The sequence below is a fragment of the Glycomyces halotolerans genome, from assembly GCF_054779575.1.
The window spans coordinates 136,759-159,731 of sequence record NZ_BAAGXZ010000009.1 but is presented as its reverse complement, the minus strand read 5'-3'; the positions used below and the strand labels follow the sequence as shown (position 1 = coordinate 159,731).

Annotated in this window: 23 protein-coding genes; 8 read left to right on the top strand and 15 right to left on the bottom strand. The window is 68.8% G+C overall.

Going from position 1 to position 22,973, the window contains the following annotated elements; translation table 11 throughout:
- Positions 1 to 553: 553 nt before the first annotated feature.
- Together ACYVL2_RS10385 and ACYVL2_RS10380 are read left to right on the top strand one after the other, a co-directional pair.
- Positions 554 to 979 carry an OsmC family protein gene (locus tag ACYVL2_RS10385; RefSeq protein ID WP_460542900.1) on the top strand — a complete coding sequence of 142 codons (426 nt, stop codon included), beginning with the start codon at positions 554 to 556 and terminating at the stop codon, positions 977 to 979.
- A 213-nt stretch (positions 980 to 1,192) separates the two neighbouring features.
- Positions 1,193 to 2,488, top strand: coding sequence for a KamA family radical SAM protein (locus tag ACYVL2_RS10380; protein ID WP_460542898.1), 1,296 nt, complete (start codon positions 1,193 to 1,195; stop codon positions 2,486 to 2,488).
- Between the two features lie 163 nt (positions 2,489 to 2,651).
- Here ACYVL2_RS10380 and ACYVL2_RS10375 read toward each other — a convergent pair whose 3' ends face one another.
- Complete coding sequence (locus tag ACYVL2_RS10375) at positions 2,652 to 3,404, bottom strand: NAD(P)H-dependent oxidoreductase (protein WP_460542896.1); 753 nt, start codon at positions 3,402 to 3,404, stop codon at positions 2,652 to 2,654.
- A 133-nt stretch (positions 3,405 to 3,537) separates the two neighbouring features.
- On the opposite strand from ACYVL2_RS10375, the gene ACYVL2_RS10370 reads away from it, so the two are divergent.
- Entirely contained in the window at positions 3,538 to 4,392 is an 855-nt protein-coding gene (locus ACYVL2_RS10370; RefSeq protein ID WP_460542894.1) for a helix-turn-helix transcriptional regulator, read from the top strand.
- Between the two features lie 15 nt (positions 4,393 to 4,407).
- Here the strand turns inward: ACYVL2_RS10370 and ACYVL2_RS10365 are convergent, their stop codons facing one another.
- Positions 4,408 to 5,277, bottom strand: a complete 870-nt coding sequence (locus tag ACYVL2_RS10365) for an NAD(P)-dependent oxidoreductase (protein ID WP_460542892.1) — start codon at positions 5,275 to 5,277, stop codon at positions 4,408 to 4,410.
- A 14-nt stretch (positions 5,278 to 5,291) separates the two neighbouring features.
- Positions 5,292 to 6,173, bottom strand: coding sequence for an NAD(P)-dependent oxidoreductase (locus tag ACYVL2_RS10360; RefSeq protein ID WP_460542890.1), 882 nt, complete (start codon positions 6,171 to 6,173; stop codon positions 5,292 to 5,294).
- 176 nt (positions 6,174 to 6,349) lie between these two features.
- Between ACYVL2_RS10360 and ACYVL2_RS10355 the strand changes: the two genes are divergently transcribed.
- Positions 6,350 to 6,658: a winged helix-turn-helix transcriptional regulator gene (locus ACYVL2_RS10355; RefSeq protein ID WP_460542888.1), complete on the top strand. Its 309-nt coding sequence runs from the start codon at positions 6,350 to 6,352 to the stop codon at positions 6,656 to 6,658.
- Between the two features lie 9 nt (positions 6,659 to 6,667).
- Here ACYVL2_RS10355 and ACYVL2_RS10350 read toward each other — a convergent pair whose 3' ends face one another.
- The 4 genes from ACYVL2_RS10350 to ACYVL2_RS10335 form a co-directional block, all read right to left on the bottom strand.
- On the bottom strand, positions 6,668 to 7,330 hold the full coding sequence (locus ACYVL2_RS10350; protein WP_460542886.1) for an HAD family hydrolase: 663 nt from the start codon (positions 7,328 to 7,330) through the stop codon (positions 6,668 to 6,670).
- Between the two features lie 71 nt (positions 7,331 to 7,401).
- Positions 7,402 to 7,959 carry a thymidine kinase gene (locus tag ACYVL2_RS10345; protein ID WP_460542884.1) on the bottom strand — a complete coding sequence of 186 codons (558 nt, stop codon included), beginning with the start codon at positions 7,957 to 7,959 and terminating at the stop codon, positions 7,402 to 7,404.
- A 23-nt stretch (positions 7,960 to 7,982) separates the two neighbouring features.
- On the bottom strand, positions 7,983 to 11,558 hold the full coding sequence (gene metH, locus ACYVL2_RS10340) for a methionine synthase (RefSeq protein ID WP_460542882.1): 3,576 nt from the start codon (positions 11,556 to 11,558) through the stop codon (positions 7,983 to 7,985).
- A complete protein-coding gene (locus tag ACYVL2_RS10335; protein WP_460542912.1) occupies positions 11,558 to 12,010 on the bottom strand; it encodes a TetR/AcrR family transcriptional regulator C-terminal domain-containing protein in 453 nt (150 codons plus the stop codon). The genes metH and ACYVL2_RS10335 overlap by 1 nt, the downstream gene beginning before the upstream one ends.
- Between ACYVL2_RS10335 and ACYVL2_RS10330 the strand changes: the two genes are divergently transcribed.
- From ACYVL2_RS10330 to ACYVL2_RS10320, 3 genes are all read left to right on the top strand, one after another.
- Entirely contained in the window at positions 12,003 to 12,347 is a 345-nt protein-coding gene (locus ACYVL2_RS10330) for a hypothetical protein (protein WP_460542915.1), read from the top strand. The genes ACYVL2_RS10335 and ACYVL2_RS10330 overlap by 8 nt on opposite strands.
- 89 nt (positions 12,348 to 12,436) lie before the next feature.
- Positions 12,437 to 13,072: a pyridoxamine 5'-phosphate oxidase family protein gene (locus ACYVL2_RS10325; protein WP_460542880.1), complete on the top strand. Its 636-nt coding sequence runs from the start codon at positions 12,437 to 12,439 to the stop codon at positions 13,070 to 13,072.
- A 30-nt stretch (positions 13,073 to 13,102) separates the two neighbouring features.
- Positions 13,103 to 13,243 carry a hypothetical protein gene (locus ACYVL2_RS10320; RefSeq protein ID WP_460542878.1) on the top strand — a complete coding sequence of 47 codons (141 nt, stop codon included), beginning with the start codon at positions 13,103 to 13,105 and terminating at the stop codon, positions 13,241 to 13,243.
- Here ACYVL2_RS10320 and ACYVL2_RS10315 read toward each other — a convergent pair.
- From ACYVL2_RS10315 to ACYVL2_RS10300, 4 genes are all read right to left on the bottom strand, one after another.
- Complete coding sequence (locus ACYVL2_RS10315; RefSeq protein ID WP_460542876.1) at positions 13,221 to 14,111, bottom strand: phenylalanine 4-monooxygenase; 891 nt, start codon at positions 14,109 to 14,111, stop codon at positions 13,221 to 13,223. The genes ACYVL2_RS10320 and ACYVL2_RS10315 overlap by 23 nt on opposite strands.
- Before the next feature lie 116 nt (positions 14,112 to 14,227).
- On the bottom strand, positions 14,228 to 15,883 hold the full coding sequence (locus ACYVL2_RS10310; protein WP_460542874.1) for an enoyl-CoA hydratase-related protein: 1,656 nt from the start codon (positions 15,881 to 15,883) through the stop codon (positions 14,228 to 14,230).
- Positions 15,884 to 15,959: 76 nt separating this feature from the next.
- Complete coding sequence (gene mshC, locus ACYVL2_RS10305) at positions 15,960 to 17,201, bottom strand: cysteine--1-D-myo-inosityl 2-amino-2-deoxy-alpha-D-glucopyranoside ligase (RefSeq protein ID WP_460542872.1); 1,242 nt, start codon at positions 17,199 to 17,201, stop codon at positions 15,960 to 15,962.
- Between the two features lie 41 nt (positions 17,202 to 17,242).
- Positions 17,243 to 18,067, bottom strand: coding sequence for an undecaprenyl-diphosphate phosphatase (locus ACYVL2_RS10300; protein ID WP_460542870.1), 825 nt, complete (start codon positions 18,065 to 18,067; stop codon positions 17,243 to 17,245).
- Between the two features lie 233 nt (positions 18,068 to 18,300).
- On the opposite strand from ACYVL2_RS10300, the gene ACYVL2_RS10295 reads away from it, so the two are divergent.
- Positions 18,301 to 19,275 (top strand): aldo/keto reductase, encoded by a 975-nt coding sequence (locus ACYVL2_RS10295; RefSeq protein ID WP_460542868.1) that lies wholly within the window; start codon positions 18,301 to 18,303, stop codon positions 19,273 to 19,275.
- Positions 19,276 to 19,279: 4 nt separating this feature from the next.
- Here the strand turns inward: ACYVL2_RS10295 and ACYVL2_RS10290 are convergent, their stop codons facing one another.
- The 4 genes from ACYVL2_RS10290 to ACYVL2_RS10275 all read right to left on the bottom strand — a co-directional run bounded on the left by ACYVL2_RS10290 (position 19,280) and on the right by ACYVL2_RS10275 (position 22,913).
- The gene (locus ACYVL2_RS10290) at positions 19,280 to 19,756 is read right to left on the bottom strand and encodes a VOC family protein (protein WP_460542866.1); all 477 of its coding nucleotides are present in this window, start codon (positions 19,754 to 19,756) and stop codon (positions 19,280 to 19,282) included.
- 113 nt (positions 19,757 to 19,869) lie between these two features.
- Positions 19,870 to 21,192, bottom strand: a complete 1,323-nt coding sequence (locus ACYVL2_RS10285) for a M20/M25/M40 family metallo-hydrolase (RefSeq protein WP_460542864.1) — start codon at positions 21,190 to 21,192, stop codon at positions 19,870 to 19,872.
- 32 nt (positions 21,193 to 21,224) lie between these two features.
- Positions 21,225 to 22,430: a cation:proton antiporter gene (locus tag ACYVL2_RS10280; RefSeq protein ID WP_460542862.1), complete on the bottom strand. Its 1,206-nt coding sequence runs from the start codon at positions 22,428 to 22,430 to the stop codon at positions 21,225 to 21,227.
- A 3-nt stretch (positions 22,431 to 22,433) separates the two neighbouring features.
- Entirely contained in the window at positions 22,434 to 22,913 is a 480-nt protein-coding gene (locus ACYVL2_RS10275) for a cation:proton antiporter regulatory subunit (RefSeq protein ID WP_460542910.1), read from the bottom strand.
- Between the last annotated feature and the right edge of the window lie 60 nt (positions 22,914 to 22,973).

The following is a 22,973-nucleotide window of genomic DNA, read 5'->3' as shown; positions in this document are numbered from 1 at the left end:
CCAACCAAACCCACCAGACACCAAGCCCAGCAGACCCAGCCAGCCCGCACGCTGACCATCCAAACACCCTGTTGAGTTCTCAAACAACACGCCACAACCAAGCGATACTGAAGTGTCTCCAGATCGGCCTCGGCCGAAGCAACCTGACTAAGTTAGCAGTCCCGATCTGTGCCGTCCAACCTCAGGAAGAGTGTTTCCGGCAACAGGCAGTCGAGCCTCTAGCGAGTCTCAGGTGATTCCCGCGCTTCGATCTGCGGACCGCGCCAGCGCTCTCCCGAGCCTGTCGCGTGTCTCCGTCGTGATCTCCGGACCAGCCTGACCGGCTGTTCCGTTCCCCCGCGGGCAGAGACAAATATACACGCCCCTGACAGGTGCTTGATCAGGGGGTGGGTCTGTTGTTCAAGAGTACTCCTGAGCTGCGGAGACATCAAGATCTTCGGCGAGGTTCGCCTGTCGCCGGACATGCCCGCCGTGCGCTGCGGACTGTCCGCTCGCTCGGGCCCGGGCTGTTAGCCTGCGTGCACCAGCAACTCCCAGATTCATAGGAGAAGGCATGTCAGTCACTCGCAACGCAATCACCCGTTGGACCGGCGACCTCCAGGGAGGCGGCGGCGTCACCAGCTTCGTCTCCTCCGGTCTGCCGGACACCCCGGTGACCTGGGCGGCGCGGGCGAACGAGCCGGAGGGCAAGACCAGCCCCGAGGAGCTCATCGCCGCGGCCCACGCCTCCTGCTACTCCATGGCCCTGTCCGCCGGTCTCGGCAAGGCCGGCTACACGCCGGACGAGATCGTCACCGAGGCCGCGGTGGACTTCAAGCCGGGGACCGGCATCACGGGAATCGCCCTCAAGGCCCGCGCCACCGTGCCCGGGATCGACAAGGACGAGTTCGACGAAATCGCGAACGCGACCAAGGACGGCTGCCCCGTCAGCCAGGCGCTCAAGTCGGTCCCGATCACCCTTGAGGCAACACTGGGTTAGGGTCGAAGGTAAGCGTTACAAACATTCATATTGAACGCACACTGTGCGCGAAGGCATCAGGTACACCACCCACGAGCAGCTGCTATGGGGCCGGTCCGAAGCTGTGGTCCAGCTTGCGGACCGACACGGTGAACGTTGGTTTCGCGCACATGTTTGCAACCATGCCTGTCCGCCCAGCCCAAAACTCACACCGTAGAGGAGGTCGAGTTCGTCGTGACTACTCCCGAGACCACCGGTCGGCGATTCCGCGCCTACACCATTCGTCACCTCGACGACTTGCTGAAGCGCGCCCCGCTGACCGAGGAGCAGCGGCTCCGGACGAGAGCGGTGGCATCCGTGCTGCCGTTCCGTACCAATTCCTACGTCGTCGATGAGCTCATCGACTGGGACAACGCCTTCGACGACCCGATGTTCAGACTCGTCTTCCCTCAAGAGGACATGCTGCCGGCGGACGACGTCGACCACATCGCCCAACTGCTGAAGAACGGGGCATCGAAGCAGGAGCTCACCGGCGCGGCCAACGAGATCCGCTTCAAGCTCAATCCGCATCCCGCCGGGCAGATCCAGCTCAATCTCCCCAAGTCCGGCGAGGAGACGATCAAGGGCCTCCAGCACAAGTACAAGGAGACGGTGCTCTTCTTCCCTCAGCAGGGGCAGACGTGTCACGCCTATTGCACTTATTGCTTCCGGTGGGCGCAGTTCGTTGGACTCGAAGACCTCAAGATCGCGAACAACGACGTCGACCAGATGACCGGCTACGTACGCCGCCACCCCGAGGTGACGAGCGTGCTGCTGACCGGCGGCGACCCGATGATCATGGGCGAGCCCGTGCTGCGCCGGTACATCGATCCGCTGCTCGAGATGGAGCACGTCGAGTCGATCCGCATCGGCTCGAAGGCGCTCGCCTACTGGCCGCAGCGGTTCGTCACCGACCCTGACGCGGAGGACACGCTCCGGCTGTTCGAGTCGGTGGTCAAGTCGGGCCGGAACCTGGCGTTCATGGCCCACTTCTCGCACCACAAGGAGCTCGAGCCGGAGATCGTCCAGGAGGCGATCCGCCGCATCCGCGACACCGGTGCGGTGATCCGCACTCAGGCGCCGCTGATCCGCACGATCAACGACGACGCGGAGCAGTGGGCCGGCATGTGGCGGACCCAGCACAAACTGGGCATGATCCCCTACTACATGTTCGTCGAGCGGGACACCGGTCCGCAGGACTACTTCTCGGTGCCGCTGGTGCGGGCCTGGGAGATCTACCGCGACGCGTTCAGCCAGGTCTCGGGCCTGTGCCGCACCGTGCGCGGCCCGTCGATGTCGGCCACGCCCGGCAAGGTGGCCGTCGACGGCGTCACCGAGATCAACGGCGAGAAGGTGTTCGCACTGCGGATGCTGCAGGCCCGCGATCCCGAGATCGTCGGACGCCCGTTCTTCGCGAAGTACGACGAGAACGCGGTGTGGGTCGACGACCTCAAGCCGGCGTTCGCCGACAAGTTCCCGTTCGAGCACTGACCGAAGAGCACTGACCGAGGACAGAGAGCCCCCGTCCCCCCCAGTATTTCTTTGCCCGGTTGATCGACTCTCGCCATGGCGGCGCCCGCGCGGTCGTGGATTGTATGGCAGGAACGGACTTCAGAGCCGGAGCGGCATCGGCGCCGCTCCGGCTTTCGCGTGCTCAGGCGATGTGCAGGCCGAATCCCGTGGTTCCGGGGCGCTCCAGGCCGGGCTTGAGGCGCCGGTCCTCGTCGTAGTCGCCGCCGGCCTGCTTGCGGAAGGGGATCGGTTCGGTCGTCTCGAGCCTCTCGAGGCGCTGCCGGAGGCGCTCGGCGGCCTCCTCGTACCGGGCCTGGTCGAACCGCACCGCTCCGGTGACGACGAACGGTGGCAGCACCTCCATGCCGGTGTAGAAGAAGATGCCGTGGTTGATCGGGAAGAGCAGGTCCTCGATGCTGCCGTTGACTCCGCGGTCGGACAGGTGCGGCTCCGCGGCGCCCGTCGTCACGCTCACCATCGCGCGCTTTCCGGCCAGGACTCCGTCACCGTAGCGGGGCCAGCCGCGGGTGGAGCCGTAGCCGAACCCATTCGTCAAGACCCGGTCGACCCAGCCTTTCATGATGGCGGGCATCGAGAACCACCACAGCGGGAACTGGAGGATGACTGCGTCGGCGGCCAGCAGCCGTTCCTGTTCCGCTCGGATGTCGGCTGCCACCGTGCCGTTGCGGTAGGCCTCGCCGGAGGCGGCCATGAAGCCGTCGGCCTCGGTGGGACCGAAGTCGCCGTAGTCGGCCACGGCGTTCCATTTCATCGCGTACAGATCACTGACGGTGGTGTTGTGCCCGCCGGCTTCGAGGGCGGCGACGGCTTCATCGCGCAGTGCGGCGTTGAGGGATCGGTCCGACGGGTGCGCGTAAACGATGTGGATGTTCATGGGTGCCATGCTGCGCCTGTTGCGGGGCGCCTGCCAGACGTCTGTCGTACCGTCGGTCCCTCCACCCTAGGACTGACAGTCCTTGGCATTGGAACAAACGTGCGGTGATACTTGCGCCGGAGGTGAAGCTGGAATGGAACCCGAGACGGTTGAGGTCCACCAGTTGGAGGACGTGGAGGACCTGGGCAGGTTCCTGCAGGCTCGGCGAGCGCGGGTGAGCCCGGCCGATGTGGGGCTGCGAGACGATGCGCGCCGCAGGGTGCCGGGGCTGCGCAGGGAGGAGCTGGCACTGCTGGCGGGCGTCAGCGTGGACTACTACACGCGCTTGGAGCAGGGGCGTGCGAAGCGGCCATCGGATCAGGTGCTGGATGCGGTCGCCCGGGCACTTCGGCTCGACGAGTCCACGCGTGAGCATTTGCACCGTCTGGCGGGATACTCGCGGTTGAGCCCGAAGCATCCGAGCGCGAGCGTGCGTCCGCAGCTGCGGACGATGCTCGAGTCGATCGAGGGCTTCCCGGCGCTCGTTCTGAGTCACCGGCAGGACGTCCTGGCGTCGAACCGAATGGCGCGGCTGCTGTACGGGCCCTTCGGCTGGGATCTGGACGCCGGTGCGAACTTCGCCAGGCTGACGTTCGACGAGGACTCCAGACAGTTTCTGCCAGGTTGGGAGCACTGCACGGTTGACACTGTCGGGCAGCTGCGGAAGGTCTCGGCGTTGTTCCCCGACGACGAGCGGCTCGCGGCCCTGATCGGGGAGCTGTCGATCGCCCATCGCCGGTTCAGTGAGCTGTGGGCGCGTGCGGAGGTGAGGGACTTCGGCATCGGCGCGGTCGAGTTCGAGCATCCGATCGTCGGCCGTATCTGCCTGCACAAGGAGCAGTTCCGCGTGGCCGATGGGAGCGGTCAGATGCTGGTGACGCTGTCGGCCTCGCCTGGGACGGACGACCATGACAAGCTGCGGCTGCTGGAGCCGGGCCGGGGGGCCTGACTCCAGCGGCCGGTCTCAGCGGATGGTGAGCAGCTCGATGATGCGGACCCAGTCGGCGGCGCCGCGTCCGGTCGCGGCGAGCTCGTCGAGCAGTCGCTTCCCCGGCTCGAGGAAATCGGCACTGACGCCCTGCTCGCGGCTGGCGGTGATCAGCGACGCGATCGCCGGCCGGGTGAAGTCGACGTCTTGGCCCTGCGCCGGTTCGTAGTCGCCGGAGTCCACGATCGCCGCGAATTCGGCGGTCGCGGGCATGAGGGTGGTCAGCAGCGCGGTGACGTCTTCGGCGGTGCGGCTCGCGGGGACGCCGACGGTCCGCATCATCGCCGCGGCCTGCAGGAACCCGTGGAACATCAGGTACATCGCCGAGAGCAGCGCCATGTCCTTCAGGGAAGCGAGCCCCGCGTCGGTGCCCTCGAATTCGGCGGTGCCGAGAGTCTCCAGGGCCGCTCTCGCGATCGCGTAGGCGTTCTCGTCCCCTGAGTAGAGCAGGACCGCCTCGGGTCCGCCGATCATGTCGGGGACGGCCATGATCGCTCCGTCGAGGTAGGTGATGCCGGCTTCTGCGGCCCATGCGGCGGTGGCGCGGGACTCGTTCGGGGTCGTGGTGGTCAAGTTGACGACGACTTTGCCTTTGAGCTCGTCCGCGACCGGTTCGAGTCGTTCGCGGACGCTCAGGTGGTCGAGCAGGACGACGATGACGATGTCGCCTCCGGCGACCGCTTCGGTGACGGTGGCCGCCGCCGTGGCTCCGGCCGCGACGTGGGGTTCGGTCTTCTCGACGGTGCGGTTCCACACGGTGGTGGCGTAGCCGGCGGCGCGGAGGCGCTCGGCGATCGCCGAGCCCATCGCGCCGAGGCCGAGTACGGTGATGCTTCCCTTTGGCATGGCGTTCTGCCTTTCTATGCGGCTTCGCCGCGGAGGATCCGGTAGACGGGGACCGCGTGTCCGGCGCGGTCGCTGGCCTCGATGGCCCGTCGGTAGTAGTCCTGGACGGTCTTGGTGAGCGCCGCGTCGACGCCGGCGTCTTCGCTGGCTTCGATGACGTGCTGCGCGCCGGCGTGCATCATCTTGAGCTCCGCCATGTCGCTCCAGCCGCCGTGTTCGGCGGCCGCGGCGAAGGAGCGCATGAAGTCGGCGTAGCTGTCGGGGTGGGCGGCGGCGTTGGCCACGAAGCGGTCGAGGTCGGCGCCGGAGCGGTCGACGATGGCCAGCGCCTGTTCCCAGCCGATGAGGAAGGCGTGGAACAGGGCGAGTTCAGCCTGGTAGAAGACCTGGGCGAGGCCGTGGTCCTCGCCGAGATAGGCCTGCGGGCTCAGGGGACGCAGTAGGTCCTTGTGGGTGTCGAACACTGCTCGGGGGCCGCTGAAGTAGAGGTACGAGGCGGGATGTTCGATGTCGTCGCCTTGGGACATGAAGCCGCCGGAGAGGAACTGCGCGCCGTGCTCGAGGGCCCAGGCGGCGCCCTTGCGGGCGCGTTCGGGCGAGTCGGATGACAGGTTGGCGATGGTCTTTCCGGCCAGGTGTCCGGTGGCTTGGCCGAGTACGTCGTACATGGCCTGGTAGTGGGTGAGGCTGACGACGATCAGTTCGTTGGCGTCGAGGGCGGCGGCGATGGTGTCGGCCCGTTCGGCGCCGAGTTCGGCCATGTCGTCGGCCTTGGCGGTGGTGCGGTTCCAGACGGTGACGTCGTGGCCCGCTTTGAGGAAGGCCTTGACCATGGACCGTCCCATCGGACCCAGGCCGACCACGGTGACGGATCGTCGGGTTTGTGGCTGAGACATCTTGTGTCCCTTCGGTGTTGCGAAGCAGTTGGTTTTCGGCGCCGGGTCCATGGTCGTAGGCGCCCGATAGGCTTCGCAAGACCGCACTTCCAAGTGGGGTTGCTTACCGCGAGGTTGGAAATATGGTCGGGAGGGGTCCGGTGCTGAGCGACAGTGACGCAGATCAAGCGTGCGGCATGTCCGTTGCGATCGACGTGGTCGGCGGCAAGTGGAAGCTGCATTTGATGTGGGTGCTCGCCGAAGGGCCGCAGCGGTTCGGCCGGATCCGGCGGATGCTCGACGGCGTGAGCGAGAAGGTGCTGGCCGAGAACCTGCGGCAGTTGGAGGCGAGCGGGGTGGTGCACCGGGAGCTGTTCGCGGAGGTGCCGCCTCGGGTGGAGTATTCGTTGACGCCGTTGGGTCGGGAGCTCAACGAGGCGCTGGCGCCGCTGGACGAGTGGGGTCACCGGCACCGGGAGGTGCTGACGGCGCGGGGCCGGGCCTGAGGTTTTCGGTCAGGTGGCGGGGGCGAGGCCGCGGAGGTAGTCGAGGTCGGTCCCGGAGAGGCTGTCGAGGGTGAGGACGTCGACTTCGGGCGGCAGGGCGATTTCGCTCGGGATGGCGATGGTGACCGCGCCCGCGCGCATGGCCGAGGTGACGCCGGTGAGGGAGTCCTCCAGGACGATGCTCTGGGCGATGTCGACGCCGAGTTTGTCGGCGGTGACGAGGTAGGGCTCGGGGTCGGGTTTCTTGTGCTCGACCTCGTCGCCGCAGACGGTGACGTCGAAGTTGTCGGGGCCGAGTTGGTCGAGGATGAGGTCGGCCAGCTCGCGCGGGGTGGAGGTGACCAGCGCGGTCGGCAGTCCGGCCCGACGCACTTCGTTGAGCAGTTCGTGTGCGCCGGGTTTCCAGGGGACGCCTTGGCGGAACAGGTCGCGCATCCGTAGCCGCAGCCATGCCTGGTGTTCGGGGGCCTCGTCGAGGGGCCTGCCGAGGCTCTCGAGGAGGAGGATCACGGAGGCGCCTTCGTTGGTGCCGACCATCTGGGCGCGGACCTGGGGGTCGAGGTCGCCGCCGAGGAGGGCGGCGAGTTCTTCGAGGGCCACGTCCCAGCGGGGTTCGGAGTCGACGAGGGTGCCGTCCATGTCGAAGAGCACGGCGTGCGGGAATGCAGTCACCTCTATGACGGTACGGGGGTGGCGGGTGGGATCGGCGGGTTCGCCGCCTGGCCGCGAGGCGGCTCACACGCTCAGGCGAGTCCGGCGCGGTGGTGGCGGCGGCACAGGACGGTGTAGGAGTCCATGTCGCCGACTTCGACGAGGTCGCCGGAGAAGACCATGACGCCGTCGCGGACGCGGGCGTTGTGGGTGCCGCGTTCGCCGCACCAGCAGTTGACGCGGACGGGGAGCTCTTCGACGCGGTCGGCCAGTTCGATGAGCCGTTGGGAGGCGGGGAAGAGCCGGCCGAGGAAGTCCGTTTTGAGTCCGAAGGCGTAGACGTCGACGCCGAGGCCGTCGACCGCGTCGGCGAGGTGGTTGATCTGTTTGGGGGCTTTGAGGAACTGGACTTCGTCGACCACGACGTACGGGGGGCGGATCTCGGCGAGGTCGTCGTAGATGTCGAGGTCGGTGGTGATCTCCTTGGCTTTGTGGTGGAGGCCGATCCGGCTGGATATGACGCCTTCGCCGCTGCGGTCCATGGAGGTGTAGAGGATGCCGTCGCCGCCGAGGGAGTGGTGGTACTGCAGCGCGAGGGTGGATTTTCCGGCGTCCATGACGCCGAGGTAGGCGACCAGTTCGTTCGACATGGCCGCCATACTGCCTTGTCGCGCTATTTGGCGTTGAAGTAGCTCGCCTCGGGGTGGTGCAGGACTATCGCATCGGTGGACTGCTCCGGGTGGAGCTGGTCGCCTTCGGACAGTTCGACGCCGATGCGGTCGGCGCCGAGCAGGTCCACGAGTGTGGCGCGGTCGGACAGCTCCGGGCAGGCCGGGTAGCCGAAGGAGTAGCGGCAGCCGCGGAAGTCGACGTCGAGGATGCCCTTGAGGTCGCCGGGGTCGGCGTCGGCGACGGTCGAGCCGCCGGGGAGGACCCATTCGCGGCGGATGCGGCGGTGCCAGTATTCGGCGAGCGCTTCGGTCAGCTGGACGGTCAGCCCGTGGACTTCGAGGTAGTCGCGGTAGGCGTTGGACTCGAAGAGCTCGTTGGTGTACTCGGAGACTTTGGCGCCCAAGGTGACCAGTTGCATGCCCAGGACGTCGAGCTGCTCGCCGTCCTTGGCGCGGAAGAAGTCGGACAGGCACAGGCGGCGGCCCTGGCGCTGCCGGGGGAAGGTGAAGCGGGCGCGTTCGGCGTGGCCGTTCTCGTCGAGGACGACGAGGGTGTTGCCTTCGGCGTAGACAGGCAGGTAGCCGTAGACGACCTTGGCTCCGAGGACGTTGTCGGTGGCGAGCCGGTCGAGCCAGTAGCGCAGGCGCGGGCGTCCTTCGGTCTCGACGAGTTCTTCGTATGAGGGACCGTCTCCACGGGTCGGCTTGAGGCCCCATTGGCCGAGGAAGGTGGCGCGCTCGTCGAGCATGGCCGAGTACTCGGCCAGCGCGATCCCCTTGACGACTCGGGAGCCGTAGAAGGGCGGGACGGGGAGGTCGACGTCGGTGGCCACGTCGGAGCGGACGGAGCTGTCGTAGAGGTCGGGGAGGTTCTCGGCGACGAGGGTGGCCTGCTTGGCGCGGCGCTCGCGGCGTTTGGCGATCTTCTCGGCCTGGGCGGGGTCGATCACGGGGCCGCCTCCGCCGCGGCGGGCGGCCATGACGCGGTCCATGAGGGAGAGCCCTTCGAAGGCGTCGCGGGCGTAGTGGACTTCGCCGCCGTCGAACATGCCGCGCAGGTCGTCTTCGACGTAGGCGCGGGTGAGGGCGGCGCCGCCGAGGACGACGGGCCAGCGGCTGTGGAGGCCGCGGGCCATCATCTCGGCGAGGTTGTCCTTCATGATGACGGTGGACTTGACGAGCAGGCCGCTCATGCCGATGACGTCGGCCTTGTGCTCTTCGGCGGCGTCGAGGATGGCGTTGATGGGCTGCTTGATGCCGAGGTTGACCACGGTGTAGCCGTTGTTGGACAGGATGATGTCGACGAGGTTCTTGCCGATGTCGTGGACGTCGCCGCGGACGGTGGCGAGGACGATGGTGCCCTTGCCGGCGTCGTCCTCGGCTTTCTCCATGTGCGGTTCGAGGTGGGCGACGGCGGTCTTCATGACCTCGGCGGACTGGAGGACGAACGGCAGCTGCATCTGGCCGGAGCCGAAGCGGTCGCCGACGACTTTCATGCCTTCGAGGAGGTGGTCGTTGATGATCTCGAGGGCGCTCATGTCGGTGAGCGCGGCGTCGAGGTCGGCTTCGAGTCCGTCCTTCTCGCCGTCGATGATGCGGTATTGGAGGCGTTCTTCGAGGCTCATGGCGGCGAGCGCTTCGGCGCGGGCCTCTCTGGAGCCGGCGAGGCTGACGCCGTCGAACAGTTCGATGAGCTTCTGGAGCGGGTCGTAGTCCTCGGCGCGGCGGTCGTAGACCATGTCGAGGGCGACCTTGCGCTGCTCCTCGGGGATGGAGGCCATCGGCAGGATCTTGGTGGAGTGGACGATGGCGCTGGTGAGCCCGGCTTCGACGCATTCGTTGAGGAACACGGAGTTGAGGACCTGGCGCGCGGCCGGGTTGAGGCCGAAGGAGATGTTGGAGATCCCGAGGGTGAAGTTGACGCCGGGGTAGCGGCGGGAGATCTCGCGGATGGCCTCGATGGTCTCGATGCCGTCGCGGCGGGTCTCCTCCTGGCCGGTGGAGATCGGGAAGGTGAGGGTGTCGACGAAGATGTCCTCGATGCCCAGTCCCCAGTTGCCGGTGAGGTCCTCGATGAGGCGGGTGGCGACGCGGACCTTCCAGTCGCGGTCGCGGGCCTGGCCTTCCTCGTCGATGCACAGGGCGACGACGCCGGCGCCGTGCTCGGCGATGATGGGCATGACGCGTCGGTACCTGGAGTCGGGGCCGTCGCCGTCCTCGAAGTTGACCGAGTTGATGATGCAGCGGCCGCCGAGGGCTTCGAGTCCGGCTTCGATGACGGCCGGCTCGGTGGAGTCGAGCATGATCGGCAGGGTCGAGGCGGTCGCGAAGCGGGAGGCGAGGACGCGCATGTCCTCGGCGCCGTCGCGGCCGACGTAGTCGACGCAGAGGTCGAGCAGGTGGGAGCCGCCGCGGGTCTGCTCGCGGGCGATCTCGACGCACCGGTCCCAGTCGGCGGCGAGCATGGCTTCGCGGAAGGCTTTGGAGCCGTTGGCGTTGGTGCGTTCGCCGACGTTGAGGATGGTGGCGTCCTGGCGGAACGGGACGTGGTGGTAGGAGGAGGAGACGCCCGGTTCGAGGACCGGTTCTCGCTCTGCGGGGGTGACGCCGTCGAGGCGGTCGCGGACGGCGCGGATGTGCTCGGGGGTGGTGCCGCAGCAGCCGCCGACGAGGCTGACGCCGTATCGGGTGACGAATTCTTCGTGGGCGTCGGCCAGTTCGGCGGGGGTGAGCGGGTAGACGGCTCCGTCGGTGCCGAGCTGCGGGAGTCCGGCGTTGGGCATGACGGAGATGGGGACGGGCGAGTGCCGCGAGAGGTAGCGGATGTGCTCGGTCATCTCTGCCGGGCCGGTGGCGCAGTTGAGGCCGATGAGGTCGATGTCGAGGGCGGCCAGGCTCGTGAGCGCGGCGCCGATCTCGCCGCCGACGAGCATGGTGCCGGTGGTCTCGACGGTGACCTGGGCGATGATCGGCACCTTGGTGCCGAGGTCGGCGTTGGCGCGTTTGGCGCCGATGACGGCGGCTTTGGCTTGGAGGAGGTCCTGGGCGGTCTCGACGAGGATGGCGTCGGCACCGCCTTCGATGAGGCCGGCCGAGCATTCCCGGTAGTGGTCGCGCAGGGTCGCGTAGGGGGCGTGGCCGAGGGTGGGCAGGCGGGTGCCGCCGCCCATGGAGCCGAGGACGAAGCGGGGCCGTTCGGGGGTGGCGTATTCGTCGGCCTTTCGGCGGGCGAGTTCGGCGGCGGCGCGGCCGAGTTCGCGGGCCCGTTCGGTGATGTCGTATTCGACCAGACCGCCGTAGTTGGCGTTGAAGCTGTTGGTCTCGATGCAGTCGGCGCCGGCGGCCAGGTAGGCGTCGTGGATGCCCAGGACGATGTCGGGCCTGGTCAGGCAGAGGATGTCGGACAGGCCCTCGTAGCCGTCGTAGTCCTCGAGGGTCGGGTCGAAGGCCTGCAGCATCGTGCCCATGCCCCCGTCGGCGATCACGACGCGGCGGGACAGGGTCTCGAGGAAGCGGTTCGGTGCAGACACGCCCTCCAGAGTACGTTGGGGGGCCGCGACCTGGGAATCGGGTTTCATCACGTGGACATGGCGCCGGTCTCGAGTCCGTCGAGGAGCGCGGCCAGCGCGAACCCGAAGAGCGCCTCGAAGTCGACGTCCGTCGCCTCGGGGCCGAAGTGTCCGGCCAGATACGGGAAGTCGGCGCCGAACCGGTCGATCAGCTCGTCGCGTTTGCCGCTCCACCACTCCTCCAGGGTCTGGCCGGTGGCCGTCCGTTCGGCGGCCTCGGCGGCCGGGAGCAGGGCGAGGCCCTGGACGAGCCCGGAGACGGCGAGGTAGACGGCCATGAGTGTCGGCGCGTCGACGCCGGGGCGGGCGATGCCGGTGAGGATGCGTTCGGCGTCGGCGAGGAGGCCGCGGCCCACCGGGGGGCGGCTGGCGGCGATGGCGGGCAGGACCCAGCGGTGTCGCTGGTAGAGCCGCCACTCCTCGCGGGCCTCGTGCTCGAGGCGGGAGGACGAGGTGTGGATCGCGGGCGCGGATGGCGAGATCTGGAGCGTGTCGGTGTGGATCGCGGTGGACTCGGTCGACCGCTTCGCGGCCGAGGCCGACCAGATGGCCGCAGTCGCCGCCGAACACGACCTCCCGGCACTGGAGCGGGCCGCACAGGCCATGCGGCTGCTGGCCGACGCACATCCGGACGTCTTCCCGCACCTGTGCCTGCACTCGATCGCGACGGTGCCGGAGCACCGCGGGAGAGGCGCGGGGGCGGCGGTGCTGTCCGAGCCGCTCGGGTTCACGCTTGAAGGCGAGCCGATAGCGCTGCCCGAGGGCGGACCGGCGCTGGCCCCGATGTGGCGGCGCTGAGCGGGCCATCTGATGGGAACGGGCGCTTCGGTGACGGAACCCGGGCGTAGCATCGGGCCGCAGAGACCCCGGATCGCGAAGGGACGTGGATGGACGCCATCGACACGCAACTGTGGACTGAAGTCACGGACGCATCGAAGCTGCGGGAGATCGTCGGGGAGGTCAAGCCGCAGGCGGCCAAGAAGGAGCGGCCGAGGCTCCATGAGCGGGATCGGCAGTGGCTCGCGGTCTCGCCGTACTGCGTGATCGCGACCTCGAACGCCGAGGGCGACTGCGACGCCTCGCCCAAGGGCGACCCGGCGGGCATCGTACACGTCTTGGACGACACCACGATCGCCGTCCCGGAGCGCAAGGGCAACAAGCGCGTCGACGGCTACCACAATGTGCTGGAGAATCCGCATGTCGGGCTGCTGTCGCTGATCCCGGGCCGGCGGGAGACGCTGCGGATCAACGGACGCGCCCGGATCGTGTCGGACGCGCCGTTCTTCGACGACATGGTCGTCAAGGGCCACAAGCCGGTCCTCGCGCTGGTCGTGGAGATCGAAACGATCTTCTTCCACTGCGGTAAGGCGTCCATGCGCTCGGGCATCTGGAAGCCCGAGACATGGACGCCCGACGCGCTGCCGCCGCACGCGCAGATGGTCAAGGAGACGCAGACGGTCGACAAGTCGCTCGACGAGCTCATCGAGTACTACGGCGAGCAGTACGAGAAGCAGCTGTACTGACCGCACGCGAGGTACATATACGATGGGCGCGTGGAAGGCTTCCTCGCCCTGTTCATGTACGCCCTCGGTGTCTACATTCTCTACTGGACCATCCGCTGCGCGGTGCGCCATGCGCTCAAGGACGCCGACGAACGGCGGGAGCGGGACGCTACCGGGCGGCCTCGGCCTTGAGCCGTTCGATCGAGTCGTCGTCGCAGGTCGTCCAGAACTCCCCCACCACGTCCTCGAGCTGGTCCATCGACGCGGCCTCGAACAGCTTGTCCTGGTACTGCGTGATGTCGTAGTCGATGGTGCCCATGGTCGGGATGTCCAAGGGCAGGATCGTCATGTTCCTGAACTCGTCCATCTCGCCGTAGGAGGACAGGATGCCGGCGCCGTAGGCCTTGAGGCCGTCGCTCTCGCGCATCACCCCGAACTCGAGGGTGAACCAGAAGACCCGGGAGACGAACTCCAGGGCCTCCTCGGACTCGACCCGCAGGGCCGCCTCCCCGGCGGCGCGGTAGAGCGAGGCGAACCGGTCGGAGGCCAGCGCGTTGGCGTGGCCGATGACCTCGTGGATCACGTCGGGCTCGGGCGTGTAGAACGGCACCGAGTGGTGCCGGATGTACTGGGTGGCGTAGAACTTGCCGTCGGCGAGGACGCCGTAGAAGTCGCGCAGCGGGACCAGGCCCGCGGCGGGCCGGTAGCTGTAGCCGGTCAGCGGTTCGAGTTTCTCGGAGACCTCGGCGAGCTGCGGAATGTGGTCGGCGGGGAGCTTGAGTCGCTCTTCGCCTTCGAGGTATTCGCGTGCGGCGAGTCGTCGGTGTTTGACGGCCAGCTCCGCACTGACCAGCCGCCAGATCTCGTGTTCGGCATCGGTGTAGGAGGCGGTCGGTATGGGTTCACCGGGCTCCCAGTCCAATGCGAGTGCCGCGATGGCGTTGCGCCGTTCGCGGTATTCGGTGTCGGCGAAGCCCGGGTGGTTCTCACCCAGCTCGACGACGACCGTGCCGTCTGCGTCGGTGTTGACCGGCGCGAAGTACTGCCCTTCTTCGAACATACTGCCAGTCCACCAGGTCTCGGTGGGCCTGTCAACAGCGTCGGCGAAACCCGGAGGCGAGCGTTTACCGCCGTTGCGCTGGGATTTTGCTCGGCCGCGGTCGCCGGTGCGCGGCGCTAGGGGAAACGCAGTTTGGAGGGCGTCTCGGCGGGCGCGGACTTGCCGAGGAAGGCGCGCCGCTGGGCCGCGAAGCCGTGGCGGTCGTCGAAGAGGTCGCGGGCCATCTCGGCGAGCTCGATGGTCTGGTAGTACGACAGGGGCCGGGACTCGGCGCGGCGGCGGGCCTTGGCGGCGAACATGCTGCCGCGAGTGGTCGGCTCGTTGTAGCCGACGGCGACCGCTTGGAGCCAGCGCTGGAACTCCGACCAGTCGCGGGGGCCGACGGCGCCGATGAGGCCGATTCGGGCGGCCTCGCGGGCCGAGATGGGCAGTTTGCCGATCAGCAGCGCCTGGGCGCGCTCGGGTCCGATGCGGCTGGCGACCGACCAGGTGTGCAGTTCGGAGCCGAAGATGCCCATGTCGTAGTACGGGTTGAGGACGACGCCGTCGCGGGCGACGGTGACGTCGGCGCACAGACCGGTCATGACGCCGCCGGCGCCGGCGTTGGCGCTGAAGGCGGCGACGGTGAGCTGGTCGGCGGCGGCGATGGCCGTGCACAGTTCGTCGATGGCGCCGATGTTGGCCCAGGCCTCGGCGGCCGGATCGGGTGCGGCGTCGATGACGCCGAGGTGGATGCCGTTGGAGAAGGCGTGCTCGGTGCCGGTGAGCACGAGGATGCGGGTGTCCTCGGTGAGGGCCTTCTCGACGGCCCCGGCCATGCGGCGGCACTGTTCGGTGTGCATGGCGCCGTTGTAGGAGCGGAGGGTGAGGTAGCCGATGTCGCCGTCGCGGCGGTAGGCGGTCTCGGCGAGCGAGGGCGGCACCGGCAGGTACGGGAGGCGGTCGGCGTCGACGACCATGGCGGCGGGGAGTTTGGGGCCTCTTCGGTGTTCGAGCCGGGCGGCGTAGCCGACCCAGAGGGTGCCTTGGCCGCAGGCGACGGCGATCGCTTCGAGGTTGCGGCCGACGACGGTGCCGGGCGCGGCGGCGGTGGTGTCGTGGACGGCGGCGGCGTCGTAGAGGCAGTAAGTGCCGCCGCCCAGGACGGCGGGGGCGCCGGGTGCGCCGTCGGCGGCGTTGACGCGTCGCTCGAGTTCGGCCGCGGAGGCGCGCCAGTCCAGTTCGAAGGACTTGCGGCGCAGTAGCGGCAGTTCGGCGGTGCCGGGCACTTCGCGGGGGTGGTCGTCGGCCGGGATCGGGTGGGCGCCGGAGGCGGCCTTGCGGACGGTGGTCTCGACGCATTCCATGGCGGCGTCGGCGACGAGGCCGTTGTAGAGGGCGCTCTTGGAGATCGAGTCGGGCATCTCGAAGGTGGAGGTGGCCCAGACCGGGCCGGCGTCCATCGCTTCGACCGCCGACAGCGCGGTCACGCCCCAGCGGGGCCTGCGGCCGAGGATCGCATGGTCCAGTGAGGATGGTCCACGGTCGCCGACGGGCCCGGGGTGCACGATGACGGTGGTCCACCGGCGCCAGACCGCTTCGGGGACCCGGTGCTTGAGGAAGGGGCACAGGATCAGGTCGGGGTTGATCCGTTCGACCGTTCGCGTGAGCGACTCAGGCGTGTCGAAGGCCGGTGCGAGTTCGACACCGACTTCGTGCCCCTGTTCGTTGAGCGAACACCAGACACGCTGGGTGAGACCGTTGAAGGCTGACACCAGCAGCAGGATCTTCAATTGCGACTCCTCGGGCGGCGTGGGGAGTCGGCCACACTCAGTTGTGGAGTGTACCGAGACTCGACATTTCGCGCAATCAGCGTGAGCAGTCTATTCCGAGCAATCCTTCGATCGTGTCGCGGGCCAGGCCCGGCGCGGAGGGGTCATCGCCACCAGCGGAAAGAGTCTCGCCCGCCCAGCGGTCGACCGCGGCGAGCGCGCCGGGGGTGTCGAGGTCGTCGGCCAGTCGTTCGCGGACGGCGTTGAGCATGCCTCCGGCGGGGACGGCGAGTTCGCGGGCCGCGGCCGCACGCCAGCGCCCCAGGCGCAGTTCGGCCTCGGCCAGGCCGGCGCGGCTCCACTGCCGGTCGGCGCGGTAGTGTCCGGCCAGCAGCGCCAGTCGCACGGCGGCCGGGTCGGCGCCTTCGGCGCGGAGTTTGGAGACGAACACGAGGTTGCCGAGCGACTTCGACATCTTCTCGCCGTCGAGGCCGATCATGCCGGTGTGGACGTTGGTCCGCGAGAACGGGTGGGTGCCGGTGAGCGCTTCGGCGTGGGAGGCCGAGCATTCGTGGTGGGGGAAGATGAGGTCGGAGCCGCCGCCTTGGACGTCGATGGACGAGCCGAGGTATTCGAGGGCGATGCAGGTGCATTCGATGTGCCAGCCGGGGCGCCCGGGTCCGACCGGTGAGTCCCAGGACGGCTCGCCGTCGCGGGGGGCGTTCCACAGGATCGGGTCGAGCGGGTCGCGTTTGCCTTCGCGGTCGGGGTCGCCGCCGCGTTCGCGGGCGTAGGCGAGCATGGTCTCGCGGTCGTAGTTCGACGCCGAGCCGAAGCGGGGGTCGGCGGCGACCGAGTAGTAGACGTCGCCGGATTCGTGGCGGTAGGCGTGGCCGGACTCCAGCAGCTGGGCCGCGGCCTTGCCGACGGCGGGGACCGATTCGATCGCGCCGATGAAGTGGGTCGGCGGCAGCACGCGCAGGGACTCCATGTCCTCGCGGTAGAGCGCGGTCTCGCGCAGGCCGAGGACCTGCCAGTCGGTCGCGTCGCGTTCGGCCCGCTCGAACAGGGGCTCGTCGACGTCGGTGACGTTCTGGGCGTATTCGACGTCCAGGCCCTGGTCGCGCCAGTAGCGGTGCACCAGGTCGAAGGTGATGAACGTGGCGGCGTGGCCGAGGTGGGTCGCGTCGTATGGAGTGATGCCGCACACGTACATGGTGGCGCGGTCGGCGCCGGCCTGGACCGTCTCGCGCGACTCGCCGCCGGCGGTGTCGTGCAGGCGCAGCGTCGGGCCGTGTCCGGGCAGGGCGGGTACGTCGGGTGCGGTCCAAGATTCCATAGGCGCGATCGTAGTGCGCCCCGGGCCGGTCGGCCAGCGTCTCAGGCGGAGGCGGGGACGAGCCCGGCGGCGGCGATGAGGATGATGACGACGCCGAAGGCGATGCGGTACCAGACGAACGGCATGAACGTGTGGTTGGACACGAATTTCATCAGCCACGCGACCGAGGCGTAGGCGACCACCGCCGAGACGACGATGCCGACGATGAGGGAGCCCAGCGGCAGGTCGCCGCCGAGCGCGTCCTTCATCTCGAGCATGCCGGCGCCGACGAGCGCCGGGATGCCGAGGAAGAACGAGAAGCGCGTGGCCGTGGTGCGGTCGAGGTCGCGCAGCAGGCCGGCGGTCATGGTCGCCCCCGCGCGGGAGACGCCCGGGAACAGCGACAGCACCTGCAGCCCGCCGACGAACAGGGCGTCCTTCATGTTGATGTGGGCCTCCGAGCGCTGGTGGGTGGCGACGCGTTCGGCCCACCACATCGCGAACGACCAGCCGATCGCGCCGATGCCGACCGCGTACAGGTTGAACACGGCGTCGATGTAGTCCTCGATGAGGAGCCCGGCCACGACGATCGGGATCGTGCCGACGATGACGTACCACCCGAACCGGTAGTCCTTGCCGCGCCGGTCGCTGTCGAACACGCCGATGGTCCAGCCCTTGGCGATCTGGACGATGTCCTTGAAGAAGTAGACCAGGATCGCCAGGATCGCGCCGCCTTGGATGACGGCGTTGAAGGCGATGACCTCGGACGAGGCGGGGTCGAGGCCGAGGAAGGCGGCGAAGACCGTCAAGTGGCCGGTCGAGGAGATCGGGAGGAACTCGGTGATGCCCTCCACGACGCCGAGTATGAAGGCCTGCCAGATTTCCAAGTCGCGTTCCCTTCGGTTTTGCCGTTCGACAGCGTAGCGGCACCGGCTCGGCCGCCCGCACTTGTATGGCGGCCCGCGCATTGCGCGACTTCGAGGGTATGGGCCGCCCGCTCCGGGCGCCTCGGCCGTACGGCCGGTGCCGTCCCGGGCGATCCCGGTCGGACCTGAGCCCGACTCGGTTGCGCGGTAAGGGCATGGCTTTCCGAGACTTGCTCGATGTACCTTGTGTGTCCATGGAACGCCGACCACTTGGACGCAGCGGCATCGAGGTCTCCTCCCTCGGTCTCGGAACGATGACGTGGACCACCGACGAGGCCGGGCTCGAGGACGCGGCGGCCCAGCTCCAGACCTTCGTGGAGGCCGGAGGCACGCTCGTGGACACCGCCGACGTGTTCGGGCAGGGCTCCTCCGAAGCGGCCATCGGCCAGCTCATCGGAAAGGTCGTGGCGCGCTCGGAGATCCACATCGCCACCAAGGCCGGGGTCCGCACCGACGGATCCGACCGCAAGCGGGACACCTCGCGCGGCTGGCTGCTGCGGTGCCTGGAGAACTCGCTGCGGCGCCTGGGCACCGAGTACATCGACCTGTGGCTGCTGCACGTCTACGATCCCGACACGCCGCTGGAGGAGACGATGGCGGCGCTGGACCTGGCCGTCTCCAGCGGCAAGGTCCGGTATGCCGGGGTCTCGAACCACACCGGCTGGCAGACGGCGCGGGCGTGCGCCTGGCAGACGGCCTGGCCGGGCCGGACGCCGGTGGTGGCCAGCGAGGTCGAGTACTCGCTGCTGCAGCGCGGCGTCGAACGCGAGGTCCTGCCGGCGTGCCTGGCGATGGAACTGGGAGTGCTGGCGTGGTCGCCGCTGGGCCGAGGCGTGCTGACCGGGAAGTACCGCTTCGGCAGGCCGAGCGACTCGCGCGCGGCCTCGGCCCAATGGTCGCGCTTCGCCTCCACCTATCTGGACGAGCGGTCGGCGGGCATCGTGGAGGCCGTGGCCACCGCCGCCGAAGGGCTCGGCGTCAGTCCACTGGAAGTGGCGCTGGCGTGGGTGCGGGACCAGCCCGGCGTGGCCTCGGCGATCGTCGGCGCCCGCAACGCGACCCAGCTGCGGGCCTCCCTGGCCGCGGAGCAGTTGTTCCTGCCGCCCGAGATCAGATTGGCGCTCGACGACGTGTCGGCGCCGACGGTGGGATACCCGGAGAGCTACTGAGCGCTCAGCCGCTCATCGACGCGATCCATTCGTCGACGCGACGCTGGCCCTCCTCGCGGGAGACGTCGGCGACGCGGGTCATGATCGTCCAGCGGCGCCCGCTGGGGTCGGTGATGGTGCCGAACCGGTCTCCGGTGACGAACTCGGCGATCTCCTCGCGGACGGTCGCTCCGGCCTCGACGGCCTTGACGAACGTGGCGTCCACGTCGGGGACGTAGAGCACCAGCGTCGCCGAGCTCGCCTCTCGGTCGGGCGCGATGAGGCCCCAGGCGGGATTGGGGTCGGCCAGCTGGAGGATCGAGTCGCCGATCTGGAGTTCGGCGTGCATGACCGTGCCGTCGGGCGCGTCGTTGCGCGCCAGGACCGTCGCGTCGAAGGCCCGCCGGTAGAACTCGATCGCCTCGGCGGCTTGGGGACAGACGATGAACGGCGTGATCGAGTGGTATCCCTCGGGGATCGGGTCGACTTGGGTTTCGCTCATGCCACCAGTGTCGCGGCAGGGCGCATCGCGCGCTTGAAAACGCGCCATTCGCCGCGGCGGCGAGGGGCGCGGGTCGCGGACGGCACCGGCTGGCGCCGGTGCCGTCCTGCGCCTCAGACGTTGGACAGGAAGCGGTGCATGGCGGTGACGCCGAACTGGAGGCCCTCGATCGGCACGCGCTCGTCGATGCCGTGGAACAGGGCCGTGAAGTCGAGGTCGGCCGGGAGTTTGAGCGGGGCGAACCCGAAGCAGCGGATGCCGATCGAGGCGAACGCCTTGGCGTCGGTCCCGCCCGAGAGCATGTACGGGACGGTGACCGCGCCCGGGTCGGAGCGGCGGATGGCGTCGGCCATCGCGTCGACCAGGGGGCCGTCGAAGGAGGTCTCGATGCCGGGCTGGCGGATCTCGTAGTCGAACTCGATGCCCTCGCCGGCAAGCTCGCGCAGTTTCTCCTCCAGCTCGTCGTTGCGGCCGGGCAGCGACCGGCAGTCGAGGACCGCTTCGGCCCCGGAGGGGATCACGTTGGTCTTGTAGCCGGCGTTCAAGCGGGTCGGATTGGCGGTGTTGCGCAGCGTCGCGCCGACCAGGCGGGCGACCGGGCCGAGCTTGGCGACGGTCTCCTCGGGTTTCTCGGGGTCGAACTCGATGCCGGTCAGCTCCGAGACCGACTCCAGGAACTGCCGCACGGTCGGGGTCATCTCGATCGGGAAGTCGTACTGGCCGATGTTCGCCACCGCCTGCGCCAGGCGCGTGACGGCGTTGTCGTCGTGCATCATCGAACCGTGCCCGGGCCGGCCCGAGGCGCGCAGCCGCAGCCAGTCCAGGCCCTTCTCGGCGGTCTGCACCACGTAGACGCGCAGGTCGTTGCCGAGGGTCATGGAGAATCCGCCGACTTCGCCGACCGCCTCGGTCACCCCGTCGAAGACCTCGCGGTGCTGCTCGACCATGAACCGGGCGCCGTAGTCGGACCCGGCCTCCTCGTCGGCGGTGAACAGCAGCACCAGATCGCGCGGCGGCACTTTGCCCGCGCGCCGCCAGGTGCGCACCACGGCCAAGAGGATCGCGTCGAAGTCCTTCATGTCGACCGCTCCCCTGCCCCACAGGAAGTCGTCGAAGATCTCGCCGGCGAAGGGATCGACGCTCCACTCGTCGGCCTCGGCCGGGACCACGTCCAGATGGCCGTGGAGCAGCAGCGCACCGCGATTCGAATCCGCCCCCGGGTAGCGGGCCGCGACCGAGGCTCGGCCCGGTGCCGACTCGTAGATCGTCGGTTCGAGCCCGACTTCGGCGAGCTTCTCGGCCACGTACTCGGCGGCCGCTCGCTCCCCTTTCGAGGTGGCGTGGTCGCCGGTGTTGGTGGTGTCGATCCGGATGAGGTCGCGCGCGATCTCGACGACCTCGTCGGCGGGACGGGGCGGGTTTGCGGTTTCAGCCATCGTTGATTTCTATCAAGTCGGCGAGCGGCGCCTCATGCCGCGGGGCTGGCCGCTGCGGTCTGCTTCTCCCTGCGGGCGCGGAGTCTTCGGCGTCGCTTGGCCGAGATCGGGTCGGCCAAGCGCGGGGCGAGCGGTCCGATGGCCGCGAGGACGAGCACGTAGGCCGCGGTCGTGGACCCCAGCTGCGGGTCGAGTCCGGCCGCGACGCCGAGCCCGGCGATGACGATCGAGAACTCGCCGCGCGGCAGCAGCACCAGCCCGGCGCGCAGCCGGCCGGTGAACGACGAGCCGGCGCTGCGCGCCGCCCACCAGCCGGTGCCGAGCTTGGTCAGGACGCCGACCAGCGCCAGCGCGATCGCGACCGGCAGCACCGGCGGCAGGTCCTGCGGGTTGGTCTGGAGCCCGAAGTTGACGAAGAAGATCGCCGCGAACAGGTTCTTCAACGGCGCAAGCGTGCGCTCGGCGGTGTGGGACACCTCGCCCGAGAGCGCGATGCCGACGAAGAAGGCGCCGACCGCGGCCGAGACGTGGACCTGCTCGGCCAGGCCGGCGACGACCAGGATCATGCCGAGGACCTTGAGCATGAGGATCTCGTCGCTGGGCGAGTCGAGGAACTTCGACAGCAGCGTGCCGCCGCGCGAGGCGACGAAGAAGGCCCCGCCGACCGCCAGCAGCGCCAGCGCCAGGCCCCAGGCGGCTTGGGCGAACGCCAGGCCGGCCAGGACGGTGGTGACCACCGGCAGGTAGAGGGCCATGACGAGGTCTTCGGCGACCAGCAGCGAGAGCACGGTCGGCGTCTCGCGGTTGCCGAGCCAGCCCAGGTCGGACAGGACGCGGGCGATGATGCCGGAGGAGGAGATGTAGGTGACGCCGCCGAAGACGACCGCGGCAAGGGGGCCCCAGTCGAGCAGGAGCGCGCAGACCACGCCGGGGGTGGCGTTGAGGACCAGGTCGACGACGGCGCCGAGCCAGGAGGTCCGCATGGTGCCCAGCAGTTCGCGGGGGGTGTATTCCAGTCCGAGGGCGAACAGCAGCAGGACGATGCCGACTTCGGCGCCGATGTCGAGGAAGCTCTCGATCGCCTCCAGGTCGTGGAGTCCGCCTTCGCCGAAGGCGAGCCCGGCCAGGAGGTAGAGGGGGATCGCCGAGATCCCGAACCGGCCGGCCACGGCGCCGAGTATGCCGAGGACGCCGATGAGCAGGCCCAGCTGCAAGAGGACTTCGACCAGGTGGTCCATGCGTCACTCGCGTCCGCGCAGGATGCGTTCGACCTTCTCTACGGCCTCCTCGGTCCCGATGGTGACGAGCCGGTCGCCCACGCGCAGGACCTCGGAGGGCGCCGGTCCGGTGTGGACGCCGGAGTCGCGGACGACGGCGACGATGGAGGCGCCGGTGCGGGTGCGGGCGCGGGTGTCGCCGAGGGGCCTGCCCGCGTAGGGGCTGGTGGCGTCGATGAGCAGCTGCCGGGAGACGAGGTTCTCGATCTCGTGGTGCAGCTTGTTGAGCTTCTCGACGATGCGGGCGCCGCCGAGGAGCTCGCCGACCGACGCCGATTCGTCGGCGTCGAGGACGACGCACTCCAGGGCGCTGTCGGGGTCGTCAGGGTCGTAGAGGATGAAGTCGCGCCGGCCTTCACGGTGGGCGACGATGCCCAGGTGCACTCCCCGTTTGGTCTCGAACTCGAACCGGACTCCGATCCCGGGCAGCTCGGTGCGCTCCACGTCCAAGGCTGGTCACTCCATTCGATGATGAGGTACGGGGGAACCGTATCGCAGCGCGGA

What these genes read in the sequence shown, in the direction of transcription:
- ACYVL2_RS10345 (WP_460542884.1), bottom strand. Translation starts at nt 7,959, where the DNA reads ATGTCGAACGAACTGGTCGCCTACCTCGGCGTCATGGACGCCGGAAAA.
- ACYVL2_RS10370 (WP_460542894.1), top strand. Translation starts at nt 3,538, where the DNA reads ATGGAACCCGAGACGGTTGAGGTCCACCAGTTGGAGGACGTGGAGGAC.
- mshC (WP_460542872.1), bottom strand. Translation starts at nt 17,201, where the DNA reads ATGGAATCTTGGACCGCACCCGACGTACCCGCCCTGCCCGGACACGGC.
- ACYVL2_RS10355 (WP_460542888.1), top strand. Translation starts at nt 6,350, where the DNA reads ATGTCCGTTGCGATCGACGTGGTCGGCGGCAAGTGGAAGCTGCATTTG.
- ACYVL2_RS10280 (WP_460542862.1), bottom strand. Translation starts at nt 22,430, where the DNA reads ATGGACCACCTGGTCGAAGTCCTCTTGCAGCTGGGCCTGCTCATCGGC.
- ACYVL2_RS10360 (WP_460542890.1), bottom strand. Translation starts at nt 6,173, where the DNA reads ATGTCTCAGCCACAAACCCGACGATCCGTCACCGTGGTCGGCCTGGGT.
- ACYVL2_RS10375 (WP_460542896.1), bottom strand. Translation starts at nt 3,404, where the DNA reads ATGAACATCCACATCGTTTACGCGCACCCGTCGGACCGATCCCTCAAC.
- ACYVL2_RS10295 (WP_460542868.1), top strand. Translation starts at nt 18,301, where the DNA reads ATGGAACGCCGACCACTTGGACGCAGCGGCATCGAGGTCTCCTCCCTC.
- ACYVL2_RS10285 (WP_460542864.1), bottom strand. Translation starts at nt 21,192, where the DNA reads ATGGCTGAAACCGCAAACCCGCCCCGTCCCGCCGACGAGGTCGTCGAG.
- ACYVL2_RS10290 (WP_460542866.1), bottom strand. Translation starts at nt 19,756, where the DNA reads ATGAGCGAAACCCAAGTCGACCCGATCCCCGAGGGATACCACTCGATC.
- ACYVL2_RS10315 (WP_460542876.1), bottom strand. Translation starts at nt 14,111, where the DNA reads ATGTTCGAAGAAGGGCAGTACTTCGCGCCGGTCAACACCGACGCAGAC.
- ACYVL2_RS10385 (WP_460542900.1), top strand. Translation starts at nt 554, where the DNA reads ATGTCAGTCACTCGCAACGCAATCACCCGTTGGACCGGCGACCTCCAG.
- metH (WP_460542882.1), bottom strand. Translation starts at nt 11,558, where the DNA reads ATGAAACCCGATTCCCAGGTCGCGGCCCCCCAACGTACTCTGGAGGGC.
- ACYVL2_RS10365 (WP_460542892.1), bottom strand. Translation starts at nt 5,277, where the DNA reads ATGCCAAAGGGAAGCATCACCGTACTCGGCCTCGGCGCGATGGGCTCG.
- ACYVL2_RS10325 (WP_460542880.1), top strand. Translation starts at nt 12,437, where the DNA reads ATGGACGCCATCGACACGCAACTGTGGACTGAAGTCACGGACGCATCG.